The 15,898-nt window shown below is 52.1% G+C and carries 17 protein-coding genes; 5 read left to right on the top strand and 12 right to left on the bottom strand.

The window, feature by feature from the left end:
• Window positions 1–29 precede the first annotated feature (29 nt).
• The 3 genes from ACSAMP_RS15210 (at window position 30) to ACSAMP_RS15200 (ending at window position 2,257) form a co-directional block, all read left to right on the top strand.
• Entirely contained in the window at window positions 30–1,163 is a 1,134-nt protein-coding gene (locus ACSAMP_RS15210; protein ID WP_071698939.1) for a DUF4313 domain-containing protein, read from the top strand.
• Window positions 1,160–1,483, top strand: a complete 324-nt coding sequence (locus tag ACSAMP_RS15205; protein WP_071698938.1) for a hypothetical protein — start codon at window positions 1,160–1,162, stop codon at window positions 1,481–1,483. Before ACSAMP_RS15210 ends, ACSAMP_RS15205 begins: the two co-directional genes overlap by 4 nt.
• Window positions 1,484–1,558: 75 nt before the next feature.
• Window positions 1,559–2,257, top strand: a complete 699-nt coding sequence (locus ACSAMP_RS15200) for a hypothetical protein (protein WP_176833109.1) — start codon at window positions 1,559–1,561, stop codon at window positions 2,255–2,257.
• A 245-nt stretch (window positions 2,258–2,502) separates the two neighbouring features.
• On the opposite strand, the gene ACSAMP_RS15195 is transcribed toward ACSAMP_RS15200, so the two are convergent.
• From ACSAMP_RS15195 to ACSAMP_RS15160, 8 genes are all read right to left on the bottom strand, one after another.
• Window positions 2,503–2,685 carry a helix-turn-helix domain-containing protein gene (locus tag ACSAMP_RS15195; RefSeq protein WP_009258011.1) on the bottom strand — a complete coding sequence of 61 codons (183 nt, stop codon included), beginning with the start codon at window positions 2,683–2,685 and terminating at the stop codon, window positions 2,503–2,505.
• Window positions 2,675–3,088: a sigma-70 RNA polymerase sigma factor region 4 domain-containing protein gene (locus tag ACSAMP_RS15190; RefSeq protein ID WP_118438868.1), complete on the bottom strand. Its 414-nt coding sequence runs from the start codon at window positions 3,086–3,088 to the stop codon at window positions 2,675–2,677. The genes ACSAMP_RS15195 and ACSAMP_RS15190 overlap by 11 nt, the downstream gene beginning before the upstream one ends.
• 727 nt (window positions 3,089–3,815) lie before the next feature.
• Window positions 3,816–4,112, bottom strand: coding sequence for a winged helix-turn-helix domain-containing protein (locus ACSAMP_RS15185; RefSeq protein ID WP_243260193.1), 297 nt, complete (start codon window positions 4,110–4,112; stop codon window positions 3,816–3,818).
• Between the two features lie 18 nt (window positions 4,113–4,130).
• Window positions 4,131–4,511 (bottom strand): metal-dependent transcriptional regulator, encoded by a 381-nt coding sequence (locus ACSAMP_RS15180; protein ID WP_058722725.1) that lies wholly within the window; start codon window positions 4,509–4,511, stop codon window positions 4,131–4,133.
• Window positions 4,501–6,003 (bottom strand): ABC transporter ATP-binding protein, encoded by a 1,503-nt coding sequence (locus ACSAMP_RS15175; RefSeq protein ID WP_058722724.1) that lies wholly within the window; start codon window positions 6,001–6,003, stop codon window positions 4,501–4,503. Before ACSAMP_RS15175 ends, ACSAMP_RS15180 begins: the two co-directional genes overlap by 11 nt.
• Before the next feature lie 12 nt (window positions 6,004–6,015).
• On the bottom strand, window positions 6,016–6,702 hold the full coding sequence (locus ACSAMP_RS15170) for an energy-coupling factor transporter transmembrane component T (protein ID WP_238043914.1): 687 nt from the start codon (window positions 6,700–6,702) through the stop codon (window positions 6,016–6,018).
• Between the two features lie 44 nt (window positions 6,703–6,746).
• Window positions 6,747–7,334 (bottom strand): MptD family putative ECF transporter S component, encoded by a 588-nt coding sequence (locus tag ACSAMP_RS15165; protein ID WP_009259481.1) that lies wholly within the window; start codon window positions 7,332–7,334, stop codon window positions 6,747–6,749.
• A 123-nt stretch (window positions 7,335–7,457) separates the two neighbouring features.
• A complete protein-coding gene (locus ACSAMP_RS15160) occupies window positions 7,458–8,075 on the bottom strand; it encodes a TetR/AcrR family transcriptional regulator (protein ID WP_058722722.1) in 618 nt (205 codons plus the stop codon).
• A 126-nt stretch (window positions 8,076–8,201) separates the two neighbouring features.
• Between ACSAMP_RS15160 and ACSAMP_RS15155 the strand changes: the two genes are divergently transcribed.
• Window positions 8,202–9,953 carry an ABC transporter ATP-binding protein gene (locus tag ACSAMP_RS15155; protein WP_058722721.1) on the top strand — a complete coding sequence of 584 codons (1,752 nt, stop codon included), beginning with the start codon at window positions 8,202–8,204 and terminating at the stop codon, window positions 9,951–9,953.
• The gene (locus tag ACSAMP_RS15150; RefSeq protein ID WP_058722720.1) at window positions 9,946–11,670 is read left to right on the top strand and encodes an ABC transporter ATP-binding protein; all 1,725 of its coding nucleotides are present in this window, start codon (window positions 9,946–9,948) and stop codon (window positions 11,668–11,670) included. The genes ACSAMP_RS15155 and ACSAMP_RS15150 overlap by 8 nt, the downstream gene beginning before the upstream one ends.
• 57 nt (window positions 11,671–11,727) lie before the next feature.
• Here ACSAMP_RS15150 and ACSAMP_RS15145 read toward each other — a convergent pair whose 3' ends face one another.
• From ACSAMP_RS15145 to ACSAMP_RS15130, 4 genes are read right to left on the bottom strand one after another with little or no spacing between them, the layout of a single operon-like run.
• On the bottom strand, window positions 11,728–12,015 hold the full coding sequence (locus ACSAMP_RS15145; protein WP_058722746.1) for a winged helix-turn-helix domain-containing protein: 288 nt from the start codon (window positions 12,013–12,015) through the stop codon (window positions 11,728–11,730).
• A 27-nt stretch (window positions 12,016–12,042) separates the two neighbouring features.
• Entirely contained in the window at window positions 12,043–12,414 is a 372-nt protein-coding gene (locus tag ACSAMP_RS15140) for a metal-dependent transcriptional regulator (protein ID WP_058722719.1), read from the bottom strand.
• Window positions 12,415–12,430: 16 nt separating this feature from the next.
• Window positions 12,431–14,140 carry an ABC transporter ATP-binding protein gene (locus ACSAMP_RS15135; RefSeq protein ID WP_058722718.1) on the bottom strand — a complete coding sequence of 570 codons (1,710 nt, stop codon included), beginning with the start codon at window positions 14,138–14,140 and terminating at the stop codon, window positions 12,431–12,433.
• Window positions 14,137–15,897, bottom strand: a complete 1,761-nt coding sequence (locus ACSAMP_RS15130) for an ABC transporter ATP-binding protein (protein WP_118438869.1) — start codon at window positions 15,895–15,897, stop codon at window positions 14,137–14,139. Before ACSAMP_RS15130 ends, ACSAMP_RS15135 begins: the two co-directional genes overlap by 4 nt.
• Between the last annotated feature and the right edge of the window lies 1 nt (window position 15,898).

Genomic DNA, 15,898 nt, shown 5'->3' with positions numbered 1-15,898 from the left:
TTTACATCAAATCAAAAAGGAGAATCACCATGAATATATTACATGACAAATCTTCTGTCAAAAGTTCCAGCGCAAAATGGATTGACCGGGGTTATGCCCGGGAAGATGTCCATTCGCTTAGACTCCAATATGTCTACACCCCAGAGCAGCGGGAGGCAAACCGTCAGATTTGCGATGACGGCCCTGACGAGGCGCACCGCAGGATCAAACGGGCAGCTGAGTCAAAAAACGCTGTGATGGCCTCTGTCATGGCGGCCATTGCCAGGGAGTTTATCTGCTATCAGTATGAATCCGAAGATCCGGCGCCTTATGGAAGTTCCCGTTGGGAATTGTTTTTCTGGTGCAACGACTTCAGCAATACACTTCACGGCTATGGGTTGTCCGGGCGTGACTATTCGTATTTCACACTGTCCTTTAATTTAGCCCAAACCGTCGAACAGCGGGCGGCAGTCTGCGGGCGTGTCCTGCAGTTTTTAGAAACCCGCTTTCATTCAAACCCTAATCTTGAGGTTGCGGTGCAGTACACCACATGGTACGACAAAGGAAAGATCAAAGCGGACGCCAAAAAGGTGCAACATCTTCTGGATGGCCGCCAGTACACCTATGGCACCAAGGAAGGCAAATTTGTTGTGGAGAACGGTCAGCTTCTCTTCCACCCCAAGTATGCCAAAAAATATAACTACCGTGTGGACGATTCTGATATTCTCGCTATATGCTGGGAACTGGATCTGACGCCAAACATCAGTACAGCTCCGGCCCAAAGGCCAATGCCGGCCATGGGTAGGCAAGGGCCTATTACCTTCCCTTATGAAAAGTACGGCTCCACACATCCCATACAGCTAAAGGTATCTGCCTATATGGACGGCAACCTGGCGATTGCCATGCACACATGGGAAAATGGCTATGCGGAGCCCTGGGCCTCTCTGACGGTCAATCTGGACGGGGAACGGGGGAAAGACTGCGCGTTCATCGATACCAATGGCGATGCCGATTTCCCGGTCTGGCTGATCCGCCACGGATTGGCTATCCCTACCGGGGCAACGCAGCGCAGTGGTTACTGTGAGTATCCAGAGTACCGCTTCCGGGCAGACCGCCTGCGTGAACTGGACCCGGAGGGATACGCTGAATATCTATCGTTGCAGGAAGGGAGGCGCAGCGCATGAAGTACAAGGAAGTCTATTTGGCGCTAAACCAACGCAAATTAGATGCTCCAGGCTTCCACTACTCTGATTACAGCGGGTGGAAGGCTGCCAATCAGTCTTATATGACCCGCCAGCGCCCGCTCTGGATTGTGGCAGAAGACCCGGCTGCTGGCAGACGGATGTGGATCTGCCACGACGGCTCTGCGTTGAGTGTCACCATCTGCAAAATGAATTCAGAAGGGCATAACTGTGGCGTCAGTCATCGCCTCCCCTGCAAAAACCGCACAGAACTGGCTGCAACTCTGCGAACTCTTTTTTCGATGAGCGAATCTGTTGCATAGATTGAACAATTTATGAAGCAGGGGGAAGACCTCGATATAATTTTGAACATAAATTCAAAATCAGGAGACATTACCATGAAAATCAAATTATACCCCAAAGAATTACTGGAAGCCGCTTGGAAGCAAGACAAAAAGCTTTATGCTCATGGCGATGCAGCGGCCCCTCCCAAATGCCTGCGGTGTGGCTCTCCTCTGGCAGCCCACCTGATGGTCAATGCCCTCAGCCGCTATGCGGATGTGCAGATCTGTGAAGCCTGCGGCATGGATGAGGCCCTTCGGGATGCCGCCCATACGCCCCTGCCCCTTGCGGAGTGGGATGCCGTCAAGTCTGGACATCTGAAGAAAAGCGCAGAAAAGTCCACCTGTTATCTGGTGCAGAACTGCACTTTTTCAGAAGTGTTCAAGCACACCTACAAGCCTCCAATGCAGCTCATCGAACGCCCTGTCAGCGAACTTGCTTATTCCCGTTCGGATTACGATGGATACCGCTGGTGGACAACCTGGCACAATGAGAGCGGCAAAAAGACGCCGCCAGAGCTGGTAAAAGAAATCGATGAGTTTCAAAATGCCCTATTCAAGTTGCCGGCCTTTAAGACGCTGGAAACCATGAAACGCTTCTGCCGATATGCCGGGACTACCAGTGATCCGACTGAATTTAACCTCTATTCTGAAACGGCACATTTGTACATCCGGATTCGGCTGATCACTCGGTTTCGGGATTACAACGCCTATATCTACTACTATGATAAGGCTGCCGCTGGAGAGGAGCAATAAAATTGCAATAAGCATTTTGCAGAGATTCTTTTCGGAGCGATCTGGTAAAAAGGAAATCGTGGTAGGATAAGTTTTACCGCAGTGTGGCCTCACCTTTTCGGGTGAGGCCCACAGGTTATGTCGGAATAAGCGCACAGCAGCATCCAACTACTACTGTGCGCTTGTTTTTTTCCTCTTAGTACATCCTGTTTGAATCCACGGGAAAGGCCCCGAGATCAAAAGGTCTCGGAGCCTTTCTCATAAATTCAAATTCGGAACAGTTTGATGGCTCGCATCAATGTAATGCACTGCTCCTGGTATAGATCCTCATCCAGCCGGCCGTCAATTACAGAATATTTGAGCAGTAAGGGCCGATACATATTCAAAATATCGGTAATTGACTCCAGATCACCTTCCTTTGCCTGAAACAACAGTTGTTCAAATATCATGTTTTTCCACCCCCTCAATACTTTTTCTCAACTTTTGAACAGCACGGTAATAGACTGCGGCTGCACCTTTATAAGTCAGGCCCAGTCTTACACCAATCAAGTCAAAAGGGCAGTTGTCCAAAACATGCGCCAGGAACACATACCGCTCGCGTTCATTCAACCGCTTGAGGGCATAGAAGAGCGCATTACTTTCGATCACATCCCATAGAGGAAGGTGCTCTGTAACCTCTTGTTCCAAAGTCTGTCCTGTGGTATAGGTTGTATCGGTCAGTATTTCACTGTTGCTGTATTGGTTGAGCATGTTCAGGTAATCGCGCCGTGTGCGTTTTACTGCCTGGATTAAGTAACCTGTAAATCTGATTTGTAGTTCTTCCTCTATCTGTCCATTATTTCGATACCGCATGGTCTTGTCCTCCAAATCGTTCAAGAATTTTTGGGAATCTTGAACATTTGGAGGGGACCGGCACCGAACTAATGGGCGTCTTTGTGTTCTATATAAAACAACACAGCCGGCCACGCACCACAAAGGTGAGCAATCGGCTGTGTGATACACATAAAGAAGTCCGTCACGACTTCCGACGCCCGCAGGAGGAGGCTTGTCGCTTGTCTTGTGATGTTCCCGCCCTGTCCTCCGAAAAGGGCGGCAGAAGAACCATATTCGATAGTAAACTGTGTGTCGAAATGTAAGCAGATGGGCGACGAACCTTTTTATGTGCATGGGTTTCAAATTCTCCATGCGCATTTGGCTCCTTGCCATCTGAACCGCACTTTGCACACGAACCTGCATTGTCCATTAGAGCGGGCAGCAGGTCTGCCAATGATCCAGGTTCAGTAATTTGATTTTTTTGTAGAATTTTGTCGGGAATTAAAAGAAAAGGCGGCCTCATTCATTTAAGAATAAGACCGCCTAACGCAACTTGAAATTCCCTCTGCTATTTCGATTTTTAGTTTTCATACACATTCCTCCCGTTTTTCAAAGTCGCCTATATGGTTAGAATTTATCTCCATTGTATTCGGTAAATCTGACCAAATTCTGACTGAGTTTTCACTTTTTCCATTTTAATTCCAATTTTCAACATGGCAAAAGGGAGCAACCTTCATTGATCAACAAAGGCCGCTCCCTTTTACTTCTACTTCTCAAAGCGATAACCGTATCCGTGTACCGTTTGAATCGCATTGATATTTAGTTTTTTCCGTATCTTGTAGATCCTGCTGGTAACGCTTTCAGGGCCAGAGGCAAAATCATCGGACATCGCATATCGGTAAAGCTGTTCCCGGGTAAAGGTCCAGCCAGGATGTAAGGCCAGACAGTATAAGATATTGAACTCCATTGTGGTCAACTCCACAAATTGTTCATTTATATAGACCCTGCGTTCATTGGGGTCAATACGCAAATTCCCATATTGCAGTACAGCTACCCCCGTCAACAGCTTCACCTCCCGCGACTATTTCTTTTTGTCCATACTTTGCTTTAGATGCCGAAAGCTATTCTCGCTAATCACATGCTCCATGCAGCAGGCCTCCTGTTCGGCGGTTTTGGGCTCTACACCGGCTTCCACCAGCAGGCGAGTGAAGAAGCAATGTTTCTCGTAGGTCTGCTCCGCTACTTCGCGGCCTATATCGGTCAAGCGGAGGAAGAAATCCTCATCCATGGTGAGGAAGCCACCCGCCTTCAAGGTAGCTACCGCATGGCACACGCTGGGCTTAGACACCTCCATATACCGGGCCACATCCACAGAGCGTACCATGCCTTTCTTTTTCTGGAGTACCAACACAGCCTCCAGATAGTCCTCGCCGGAAGCGTGCAGTTTTTTATCAGGAAGCATTGACCGCACCTGTTTCTTGCTCGTGGGAGAAGAAAGTCCGCAAGAGCTCTACAGCTTTCCCATCCATCGGCCGATGCCACAGCACCTTGCTTCCCTGAATGAACAACAGATAGGTGCAGCATTTGTAAATAAGCTCGGGGTCATGTGTAATCAGAAACAGGCTCTTTCCCATCTCTTTCAGGCGGTTTAAGTTGTCCGATACCTCCAGCATATGCCGGTAATCCAATCCGCTGGTAGGCTCGTCGAATATCAAGAGCTTTTTGTCTGATGCTATTGCACTGCCAATCGCCACCCTCTGTTTTTCTCCGCCGGACAGGGACATGGGATGCAGCTTTACCTTGTCCAACAGATCCAAACTGTCCAGAATCTCACTGGCGTGGGCCGTGTCCGCTTTCTCGTCCTCGATGTCCATACTGAGCAGCAGTTCATCCAGCACATCTTCCGTGAACAACTGGTGGTTTACATCCTGCATGACCATGTAGGAAATGTGCCTGCGCTGCTTTGCGTCATAGGAGGCCCCATCCATTTCAAGCACACCTTTCGCCTTCTTATCCAGACCGCACAGACACCGGGCGAAGGTAGATTTTCCCGCGCCGTTGTTTCCGATAATGCCGATGATCTCCCCTTGGGGCAGGATCAGGTCTGGAATATCCACATTGAGGGGGCCGTGCTTTTCATAGGAGAACTGGAACCCCTTGATATGTAATTGCGGGGCGGAAGGCTTGGGCGAGGCCTCTGGAGGCAGGTGGAATGGGTCCAGTGCCCGTAGCCCCATTCCCTGTAATTCATCAGGCAGTAATTTTTGAAACTCTGCTTTGGTAAACTCCTGCGTAATACTTCCGTGCGTCATGTAGAGAATTCGATCTGCGTAGGGAACGAGATAATAAAGCCGGTGTTCCGCGACGATCACGGTCTTTTTCTCAGACTGCCAGTGCCGGATCACGCCAATTAAATCTTCGATGGTGGCAATATCCAGGTTGGAGGATGGCTCGTCCAATACAAAGATGTCCGGGTGGATTGCGTCGGCAGAGGCGCAGGCGATTTTCTGCTTTTCTCCACCGGACAGAGCAAACAAGCTCCGATTCAGCAGTTTTTCCAGCTTGAGGCTGTGGACAGTCTCCTCCAGACGCTCCCGCATCTCTGGGACCGGCAGGGCCATGTTTTCACACCCGAAAACGATCTCGCTGGTCGTATCTACATTGTAGAATTGCGTCCTTGGGTTTTGGAATACAGACCCTACCCGTTGACCGATTTGATAAAGAGGATAGTCTTTTAACTCTTTCCCATCTAAAAGGACTTGCCCGGTCAGCTTCCCGCCGTAATAATGCGGGATCAGGCCGTTGATCAGCCGGGTCAGCGTCGTCTTGCCGCAGCCGGACTCTCCGCAGAGCAGGATGGTTTCGCCATCCTGGATTGTCAGATTGATATGGTTCAGGTTATTTTGGGTTTCTCCGCTCTCATAAGTAAAGGAAACATCTTTCAATTCGATCACGGTATCACCTCCTTACCACGGACTGAAAAAGTATGTGGAGAGCAGTGCAACTCCGGCAATCAGCACCGCCAGCAGATCCCAGCCAGTAAAACCGACCTTTGTGATATTGGTGCGCCGGACCGGGTTATCCAGGCCGCGGGTCAGGGCTGCCGCGGAGAGATCATCCCCGATTTTGACCACCGAGATCATCAGGGGAATAAAACGGTATTCAATCAGGGCGGCGGGGTTTTGCCAGAATTTCTTTGTCCCGAACTGGACCTCCCGCATCCGCATGGCGTCCTTGATGGCGGCCGACTCCTCCTGCATGGTAGGGATAAAGCGAAACAGGACGGAGAGCGGAATGGTGATCTGCCGCCCAATGTGCATCCGACCCAGCGCAGTAATGCACTCGCTGGCCGTGGTGGATTTGATGATGTAGGCCCCCATCACAAAGGCCGGAAACAGCCGCAGGACCAGTCCCACCAACAGGACTACCAGCATATTGACGATCATGGGAAACTGGACGGAGTTCTGGATAGCCTGCACAAACAGCCCCGCTGCGAACAGGCAGAAGAACACCGTTGCCGTCTTATACTGCCGGTTAGTCAGCAGCAGGACAAAGGGAATCATCGCCACCGCGATCATAAAGGCGGTGTGGCTATATAGAAATTCTGCGGTAGCGACAACGGCCATCAGCAACAGCTTGGTTCGTGGGTCCAAGCAAAAGCCTGTTCTGTTTTCAACAACCGCTTGAAGCTGCTCCATTACACAATTCCAGCTCTCTCAAAGTGTTTTTTCAGCATTTTATGACCCAGCAGCGCGCCCAGAATACCGCCCACAAACAGCAGCGCAAAGCCCACATACAGCATCCAGGAGGGCATCAGGGATTGCAAGGTGTTTGCGTACTGATCGCCCATGGAGGTGTGGATGTTTTCCCAATACGCTTCGCCGGCAAACCAGAGATTGGCGGGGCAGCCCATGATGCCAAGGCAAAAGCAGGCATAGCTCAGAACAGTGGCCTTGAATTTCTGATAGCCGCCGATTTTGAGCACGACATCGCTTAGAATGCCACCGAGTACCCAGCCGAGCAGGCCGATCCAGCCATAGCCGATCAGATAGAAAAAGATGCCGCCGATGATACCTGTGATGGTCAGCATACCAAACTTCTGAATCTTGGTATAGTAGAGCATCATAGGAATGCCGCAGACGATAGGCCAAATTATGAACAGGAACGGGTAAACCACCGGCAGCGCAGTAAGCAGGCCGACAACAAAGAAAATAACGAGGGTCATGGCTGTGTAAATGCCGACATTGATTAGGTCTTTACCTGTGAGCTTCTTTGTGTTTTCCATTTTTAATATGTCCTTTCTGAAAAGAATTAAGTGTTGCAAAACCCCGTGCAAAGGGGACGCTGCGGTTTCACCTCCACATCATTTGGTTAGTAGATGCTAACTATTGCGCAAAAATTTTGGGGATCAGATCCCCAAAACTGTCTGCCATCCGGAGTTGAAAAAAGAGACAAGCGTGTGAACATATTTCAGCGCGGCCTCCTTGGGGAAGTTGTGCATGACCACTTCAGCCAGGGACGCAAAATACGCATGGAGCAGAATATGCCACTCCTCTTCCGCCAATTCGCGGACCTGGATGCCCCGAGATTTCAATTCTGCAAAGAACTTCAGCGTGACCCGGGTTTCCAGACAGACAACATCATCCAAAAAGGAGGAATACCGCGTGCCCTCCGCCCGCATAAGAAGCAGCCGGAATACATCAAAATGCTCATAGATGTATTCGATAATGACCGACAGCGTTTCCTCCGACAGTTTCCAGAGGGATTTCAAGTCGTCCGTCTTTGCCAGTTCCATGTGCTCATTTACCGACGCCTCATAGATGGCCTTGACCTCCTGGACAACAGGCTCCACCAGCGCGCCGAACAGAGCTTCCTTATCGTCAAAGTGGTTATAAAAAGCTCCGTTAGTCACATGGGCGTCCTTGCAGATCTCCCGGATGCTGGCCCGCTCAAAGCCATATTCCAGAAAGTGCTTTTGGGCGCAGAGCAAAAGATTTTCGTGTGTCTGCTGAAAGTCTCTTGACATTCGCTGTCCCTCCGTCCTATACTAAAATTACACTGTAATATTACGATGTAATTCAGATTTTAGCACAGGGCACTTGAAATTGCAATACCCTCCTTGTATTTTTTGTGGCCTGAAAGGAGGCTGGTTATGAAGTCGAAAGAACCGGGAACGATTCGGCAGCTCTTTGCTTTCGTGGGAGAAAACAACGGTAAAATGCTCCTCTCCATCTTCCTGGCTGTTTTGGGAGAACTCTTTGGCATGGGCCCATTTTTAATGGTGGCTGTCCTCGCGGACGCCTTGTACCGGGGGACTGCAACGCCCACGCTGGTATTGTTTCTCTGCGGAGGCGCCGCAGTTTGCCAGATCATAAAAATGCTGCTTACCTGGCGGTCCTCCCTGATGTCCCACAAAATTTCCTTTACCATACTGAAAAATATCCGGGAGGCCATTACAGACCGGATGGCGAAGGTCCCCATGGGCGTCATGCTGGAAACACCTACCGGGGCTTTCAAAAATCTGATCGTGGACAATGTGGCGAAGTTGGAGGACTCCATGGCCCATTTCATGCCGGAACTGCCATCCAACATCGCCGCACCCCTATGCAGTATTCTTCTGATTTTCCTGCTGGACTGGCGGATGGGGCTGGCCGCACTGGTGACAATTCCGCTGGGCACCCTCTTTTTTGCCGCCATGATGCGGGGATATGGGCCCCGCATGGAGAACTATATGCGCTCTGCCAACGAGATGAACAGTGCCTTGGTGGAGTATGTCAACGGTATTCAGGTCATCAAGGCGTTCAACCGATCCGCAGCTTCCTATGGAAAGTATGCTGATTCTGTCCGCTATTTCCACGATTCCACCATGGCATGGTGGAGCCAGTGCTGGCTTTGGAACGCGGCGGCCCGGGCAGTCCTCCCTTCTACGCTTCTGGGGACCCTTCCAGTGGGAGCGTGGCTCTACATGGAGGGAAGTCTTTCTCTCCCTGTCTTTCTGGTGGCCTTGGTGGTGCCTCTGGGGTTTATTGCGCCTCTGATGAAGGTATCCGAAGCCATGGAGCAGGTCAGCATGATCAAGGGCAATCTGGAACAGGTCACAGCTTTTTTGAAAACACCGGAACTTGTCCGCCCCACAAAGCCCGCAGAGCTTGGGGAGCGGCGTTATCAATTTGAGGATGTCCATTTTGCTTACAATGAAGCCGAAGTTCTCCACGGTATCTCATTCCAGACACAGCCCGGTACCATGACCGCCATAGTCGGTCCATCCGGCTCCGGGAAGTCTACGATTGCCAAGCTGATGGCCGGCTTCTGGGATGTAACCTCCGGTACAGTCCGCTTTGGCGGGCAGGATATTCGCAACATTCCGTTCGGGCAGCTCATGGGCGAGATCAGCTATGTAGCCCAGGACAATTTTCTCTTTGATAAATCCATTCGGGAAAACATCCGCATGGGAAACCCTAATGCCAGCGACGGGGAAGTAGAGGCTGCGGCCAAGGCTGCCAACTGCCACGACTTTATCATGCAGTTAGAGCAGGGCTATGATACCATGGCCGGTGATGCCGGGGACCGCCTCTCCGGCGGAGAGCGGCAGCGCATCACCATTGCGCGGGCCATGCTCAAGCAGGCGTCCGTCATCATTTTGGACGAGGCGACCGCCTATGCCGATCCCGAGAACGAGGCGCTGATCCAGCAGGCTATCAGTAAGCTGGTGGCGGGAAAGTCTCTGATTGTCGTGGCCCACCGGCTGAATACGATCCGCAATGCCGACCAGATATTGGTTGTTGCCAATGGCGAGATTGTGGGCCGGGGCATTCAGGAGGAGCTTCTGGAGAACTGCCCCCTTTACCGGAAAATGTGGCAGGACTACGCCGGCTCTACGGAAGGAGGTGTAGAAGATGTTTGAAATGATTCGCCGTATCTTTAAAATTGCGGGAAACAGCCGGGGAAAAATCGTGGCAGGGATTGTCTGCAATATTCTGAAATCATTCTTCAACGGGTTTATGATGTTCGGTGTATTCTGGATTCTGCTCCATCTGGATGGACTCTCTCCGGTCATCATCGGGCAGGCTTTTGGCGTAATTCTGGGCAGTGTACTGGGCCGCTTCTTTTTCCAGTGGATGTATGACCGTACCATGAGCGGATCTGGCTATGACATTTTCCGGGACTACCGGCTGGAGATTGGAGAACGGCTGAAACAGGCACCCATGGGATATTTCTCAGAACAAAATCTGGGCACCATTCAGGCCATGCTCACCACCACGATTGCCGATTTGGAGGGGTACTCCATGCTGGCGATTGAGCAGATGACCAGCGGTGTGGCCATGGCTGTGCTGATGTCCGTGATGATGTTCTTTTTCAGCCCGGTGATTGCGGGATTGAGCCTTGTGGGGCTGGCGCTTGGGATGCTGGTTCTCCGCTGGGTGAGGCTTCGTGCCGCCCAATATGCCCCTATTTACCAAGAGGCCCAAGAGCATCTGGTCGGTAAGGTGATGGAATACATACGGGGTATTTCGGTGCTGCGTTCTTTCTCTAAAGGTGACGAAGGACAGCGGGAAGTCCGCGCTGCGTTCCAGGAAAAATGGGATGCGGACTACGGACAGGAAAAGGCTACGGCTGGCGTCCTCCGTTTCTATGGGGTGACCTTTAAGCTCATGAGCTGTGTGCTGATTGCGGCGGCGGCTCTGCTGTATCTGGCAGGGCAGATCAGCCTGCCTTATTGCTTGACTTTCCTGTTCTGCGCTTTCACAGTCTATTCCGACTTGGAGACGATGGGCAACAGCGCCTTTTTGAGCAAGAAGATCAATACGGAACTGGACCGGCTGGAGGAAGTCACCGACATTCCAAAGATGGATGCCAGCTCGGAGAAACTGGTTGTGTCCCACTATGATATTTCTCTGGAACATATCTCATTTGGCTATGGGGACCGCCGGGTGATCCATGATATTTCGCTGGAAATCCCGGAGCACACCACCTGCGCGATTGTAGGACCCTCCGGCAGCGGCAAGACCACACTCTGCAATCTGATTGCCCGCTTTTGGGATGTGCAGGAAGGGACCGTTCGGATTGGCGGAAAAGATGTGCGGGATTATACTGCGGACAGCGTGCTGGAATACATCAGCATGGTCTTTCAGAATGTGTACCTCTTTCACGACTCTGTGGAAAACAACATCCGGTTTGGCCGGCCGGAAGCCACCCATGAGCAGGTGGTAGCGGCCGCAAAACGGGCCTGCTGCCACGACTTCATTTTGTCCCTCCCTGAAGGATACGACACAATCATCGGAGAGGGCGGCTCCACTCTCTCCGGAGGAGAAAAGCAGCGTATTTCCATCGCCAGGGCCATTTTGAAAGATGCTCCCATCATCATTCTGGACGAAGCGACTTCCAGCGTGGACCCGGAGAATGAGCAGGCGCTTTTATCTGCCATCCAGGAGCTGACAAAGGATAAGACGCTGATCTCGATTGCCCACCGTCTGAGCACTGTCCGAAACGCCGACCAGATTATTGTAATAGACCAAGGGCGAGTTGTTCAACAAGGGAAACATAACGAATTACTACAAAAGGATGGGATATATCGAAAATTTTTATCTCTACGCACAAGGGCAACTGGCTGGCATCTATAACTGATGAATATAGAATAATGGCTGTGATTAGAGGCAATCTATTCACAGCCATTATTTTTATTTTTGAAAGCGATAACCGTATCCATGTACAGTTTGAATCGCATTGATATTTAGTTTTTTCCGTATCTTGTAGATCCGGCTGGTGACGCTTTCGAGGCCGGAAGCAAAATCATCAGGCATCGCATATCGGTAAAGCTGCTCCCGGGTAAAGGTCCAGCCGGGATGCAAAGCCAGATAGTATAAGATATTGAACTCCATCGTGGTCAACTCCACAACTTGTTCATTTACATAGACCCTGCGTTGATTTGGGTCAATACACAAATTCCCATATTGCAGCACAGCCATCCCGGTCACCAGCTTCACCTCCCGCGACTATTTCTTTTTGTCCATATTCTGCTTCAGATGCCGAAAGCTACTTTCGCTGATCACATGCTCCATGCGGCAGGCGTCCTGTTCCGCGATCCTCGGCTCTACACCGGCTTCTATCAGCAGGCGTGTGAAGAAGCAGTGCTTCTCATAGGTCTGCTCTGCTACCTCCCGGCCTACATCGGTCAGGCGGAGAAAGAAGTCCTCGTCCATGGTAAGAAAACCGCCCGCCTTCAAGGTAGCTACAGCATGGCACACGCTGGGCTTGGATACCCCCATGTGCCGGGCCACATCTACGGAGCGCACCATCCCTCTTTCCTTTTGGAGTACCAACACGGCCTCCAGATAGTCCTCGCCCGACGCATGGAGTTTTTTCATAGACGCGACCTCTCATTTATACAGTGATTTTCTGTTCTGCGTTCCACATGGCCGCATACTTGCCGTTCATAGCCAGCAGCTCCTCGTGGGTACCGGATTCCTTGATCGTTCCGTCTGCCACTACCAGGATCTGATCCGCATTCTTGACGATGGAAAGGGTATGGGCGATCATTACCACGGTCTTTTTCGCCTTGAGCAGATTGGCGATGGCCTGCTTGACCGCCAGCTCGTTCTCGATGTCCAGGGATGCCGTGGCCTCGTCCAACAGCAGAATCGGGCTGTCCTTCAGAATGGCACGGGCGATGGACAGCCGCTGGCGCTCCCCGCCAGAGAGCAGATTGCCGTTCTCGCCGGTAGGGGTATCATAGCCCTTTTCCATCCTGCGGATAAATCCGTCACAGTTGGCCTCCCGGCAGGCTGCCTCAATCTCCGCGTCTGATGCGCCGGGGCGGGCGTGACGGATGTTGTCCCGGATGGTGTCGTCAAAGAGGAACACATCCTGATCTACCATGGAAACCTGCTCCAGCACGCGCTCCGCCGCCACATGATTGATGGGCTTCCCTCCGATGGAGATGACGCCACTGGCTGGCTCATAATATTTTGCAATCAAATTCAGGATGGTGGATTTGCCGGAGCCGGAATCGCCCACAATGGCGGTTAGCTTCTGATCCGGCACCGTAAAGGACGCCTGCTTCAGCACCGGCTCTCCGGGAACATAGGCAAAGTCCACATGGTCAAAGACAATCTCATGGGTAGCGGGCCGCAGTGCCTCCATACTGCCGCTCTCCTCCGGCTCATCCATCACGCCCAAGATTTTTCCTTTGGAGATCATCAGGTTTTTGTAACTGGTGAGGTCTACAAAAATGGCGTTGGCAAGTTTGGAACAGAACAGCGGCAACATGCAGACCAACAGATAGGAAACCGTGTCGATGGCCCCGGCTGCCCACGGCGCATAGGCGTTCCAGATGACCAGCGGGCAGGACAGCCAGATCAGGATGCCCAGCCCGGCTCCTACAGGGAGCACCTTGGCCTCATATACAAAGCTGATGCGGCAGAAGTCCCGCATGGCGCTGATGACCGTCTTGTTTTTCAAGCCACCCACGCCATAAGCCCGGAAGGTCTGGATGCCGGATACATACTCTACGATGCTGCTGACATTCTCCGCACAGATGTCATTCTTTTCTTTGCCGTACTTCTTCACCATACGGAAAGAAAGCCACAAACCGGGAATCAGCAGCAGATCCGCCACCAGCAGGATCAGCCCGGCGGGGACATAGATCGTCATGACAAACACAATCAGCATGATAGACAAGGCAAAGTTTTTCGCCAGGTCCCCGATTTTGTGGGTCAGGATCTTTTCATAGTTATTGACATCGCTGGTGATGGTGTTGATGTAGTCGCCTGTCTGCCCCTGGGTAAACCGGGACAGGGGGATACGCTTGAGATGATCCCCCATAAACAGCCGGATATTTTGGCTGACTTCCGCGCCGCCGATCTGGGCTTTGGTGTAGCCATAGCTGTAAATCAGGATACGGAGCAGGAAGATGCCGGCAATCGCCCCGGTCAGCATCAACACCCGGTTCAGGTCAAACTGTCCCGCCCACAAAAACTGCATGACCGAGTAAAGCAGCAGGAACAGGCTGCCGGAGAGCAGGCCCTCCAAAACAGTTCCCCCAACGCCAATATAAAAATTTTTGTTCTTTTTCAAGACATCGTGTTCTCTCATTCTCCTCGCCCCCCTTCCAACTGATAGGTAATGTTCCGGGCCTTTTCATAGTCCTCCCAGGCTTTCCGGTAGTAAGCGTTATCCCTGCGGACTTCCTCATGGGTGCCGGCGCAGGTGATGGTGTGGTCCTCCACCACTGCGACCCGTTCACACATCTTCAGGGCGCTCAGGCGGTGGGCAACCACAATGACGGTCTTGCCTTTACAAAGATTTTGGATGGCCCTGTCAATCTCCATCTGGTTTTCCGGGTCGGAGGCGCTGGTGGCCTCATCTAAAATCAGGATTGGGGCATTTTTCAAAATGGCGCGGGCAATGGCGATCCGCTGCTTCTCTCCGCCTGAAAACCGGGAGCCGAAGCTCCCCACCTTGGTATCGTAGCCATCCGGCAGAGACATGATGAAGTCGTCGATCTGGGCTTCCTTTGCGGCGGCCCTCACTTGTTCCAGACTGGCGCTGCTCCCCATGCGGATGTTCTCCAGTACACTGTCGCGGGTGAGGAAAGTCTTTTGAAATACGATAGCCACATTGCTCAAGATGGTGTCGTAGTCCAGCTCCTTGACATTTTTTCCGCCGATCAGCACCTCGCCCTCCTGCACATCATAGAAGCGGGAGATCAGTTCGATTATGGTGCTCTTGCCGGCGCCGGACTGTCCCACCAGGGCCAGCCTCTCTCCGTCCCTGATCTTGAGATTGACGCCTTGCAGCACATCGGTTTTGTCATCGTAGGAAAACCGTACATTCCGCAGTTCAATATCATGGCATTGGGGGAAATCCGTGCCGCCCTCATAGATGGGGACATCCAGGATTTCCTTCGCTTTGGTGACCGCGTTCAGCACATTGGCGAAATTGGTCCCCAACTCCTGCAGCGGACGGATCTCCGTCAGGTACATGGACCCCACATAGAGGAACAGCAGGAATGCGCTGGCTGTTAGGGAGCCTTTCAGGAAAAACATCCCGCCCAGCGGCACCATGAGCAGCATTCCGCACTCAATGATGACCACAAAGGCCGCGTAGGGGGGCCCCATGCGGCGGGAGGTCTCGTTCCACATGGCGTTTTCATCATGGATGGCGGAGGAGAATTTCTGGAAGGATTTGCTCCCCATGTTATATGCCTTGATGAGCTTCATGCCGCTGATATACTCGATCATGACCGAGTTCAGCGCGGTGATGGAACGGTTGGCCCGGTCCATCAGGTCGTCCGTGTTGCGGAACATGACCGCCATCACCACGGCCGCAAGCACCAGCGGCACCAGGGAAATCAGAGCCAGCGGGATGTTGACGGTCATCAGGTAGGCAAAAACCACCACCGGCCCCACCAGATAGCACACCAGATCCGGCAGGTTGTGGGCCAGAAACAGCTCCAGCTTCTCAATGTCCTCATTCAGCACGGTTTTGATGTCTCCGGTCCGCCGCTCGTTCAGCGCCCCCAGCGGCACCTTAGCCATGTGTTCCGCTACCATACAGCGCACCTTGAACAGCGCGCCGTAGGCTCCCTTGTGGGATACCACTCCAGATGCCCCGAACAGCACAAAGCGGAGCACCACCGCCGCAGCCACAGCAGCCACGACCCGCACCACCAGTTCTTCGGTACAGGTTCCGCCAAAGGCGGCGTCCATCAGCCGGTAAATTTCAATATAGGGCACCACAATGCACAGGCCCCCGGCCATCGCCAGAAGCACGGCCAGGAACAGCCATACTTTTTGCTCCCCGGCCCAGTGGAGCAGCAAGGCCACACGATTGGTTTTCTTCTGTTTCATA

This window comes from Flintibacter sp. SJQ-8, from assembly GCF_054108085.1.
This window is presented reverse-complemented; position numbering and strand designations above follow the sequence as displayed.